Genomic DNA, 1,305 nt, shown 5'->3' with positions numbered 1-1,305 from the left:
GGAGACCCTGGATCCCTCGCTCGTAGGGGCCGCCGCGATGCCGCCGACGAGTGCAGGGTGCTGGTCGAGCCGACAGCCAACGGCCAGGCGCTGCGGTCGAACATGAAGGATGTGCAGGCGGCGCTTGCCTGCAGCATGCGCCGGAACGCGCCGAGCTGAAAGCCCTGCATGGCACGCTGACCCGGCTGGTCGTCAGGTTGCGCGAAGCGGTTGCGGATTGCGCGGAATCAGTCCGTCGCAGGCTGGATTCGGGAAGCGTGCCGATCAGAGCATGGGAATCCGCTTTGGCGCTCATCGGTGCAGCGGATCGGCTTGCAAGGCGCTTGCGGAAAGCTAAAGTCGGCGCCGGTTTTTCTCTTGGGGCGAGCGTAGCGCCGCCAGTCACGTTCGGGAGTTCGTCATGATCAAGTCGAAACTGCTGCTGGCCGGCCTATTGGCCTGCCTTCTCGCGCCCGCTGCGGCGCTCGCCGACACGCTGCCCGATCTCGGCGGCAGAAAGGTCGTGGTGGTGACCGAAAACGCTTACCCGCCGCTGCAGTTCATCGACAAGAAGACCGGCAAGCAGATCGGCTGGGAATATGACGCGATGGATGAGATCGCCAAGCGGCTGAATTTCAAGGTTGAGTACCAGAACACCTCCTGGGACGCGATGATCCAGGCCGTTTGCGACAACCAGTACAATATCGGCATGACCGGCATCACCATCAAGGACGAGCGCAAGGCGAAGGTCGACTTCTCGGACCCTTACATGCGATCGGAACAGTTCATGCTGGTGCGCGGCGACGAGAGCCGCTTCACCGACGCCAAGAGCTTTGCCGCCTTCAAGGACGGGCTGATCGGCGCGCAAGCCGGCACGACGCCCTTCTACACCGCCGTCTACAGCGTGCTCGACGGCAATGAGCAGAACCCGCGCATAAAATTGTTCGAGACCTTCGGCGCCAGCGTGCAGGCGCTGAAGTCCGGCGATGTCGACGTGGTGCTGACCGACGGCACCGCCGGCAAGGGCTATGTCGACGCCTCCGAGGGCAAGCTGAAGCTGATCGGCGGGCCGCTCGGCAGTGAGGATTTCGGCTTCATCTTCCCCAAGGGCTCCGACCTGGTGAAGCCGGTCAACGCCGCGATCGCCGCGCTCAAGGCCGATGGCACGCTCGATGCGCTGAACAAGAAGTGGTTCCTCGACTACAAGATGGGGCAGTAGGCTCCTTTGCTGCGAATGATCGGCGACGGCGGCGGGCGGAAAACCGCGAAAGTCTCATTCCTTCCCACCCCCCTCTGTCCTACCGGACATCTCCCCCGCAAGGGGGG

The 1,305-nt window shown here is 63.5% G+C and carries 1 protein-coding gene; it reads left to right on the top strand.

Annotation, left to right across the window (positions count from 1 at the left end; genetic code table 11):
* The first annotated feature begins 400 nt into the window (after nucleotides 1–400).
* Nucleotides 401–1,198, top strand: a complete 798-nt coding sequence (locus tag EOA60_RS33315; RefSeq protein ID WP_128293286.1) for a transporter substrate-binding domain-containing protein — start codon at nucleotides 401–403, stop codon at nucleotides 1,196–1,198.
* Nucleotides 1,199–1,305 lie beyond the last annotated feature (107 nt).

This window comes from Mesorhizobium sp. M1A.F.Ca.IN.020.06.1.1 (assembly GCF_004023265.1).
GTDB lineage: Bacteria > Pseudomonadota > Alphaproteobacteria > Rhizobiales > Rhizobiaceae > Mesorhizobium.
The sequence above is the reverse complement of the archived record's forward strand: the minus strand, read 5'-3'. Positions and strand labels throughout refer to the sequence as shown.

Bases quoted from the DNA above. Each gene is read 5' to 3' on its own strand.
- EOA60_RS33315 (WP_128293286.1), top strand. From the start codon at position 401: ATGATCAAGTCGAAACTGCTGCTGGCCGGCCTATTGGCCTGCCTTCTC.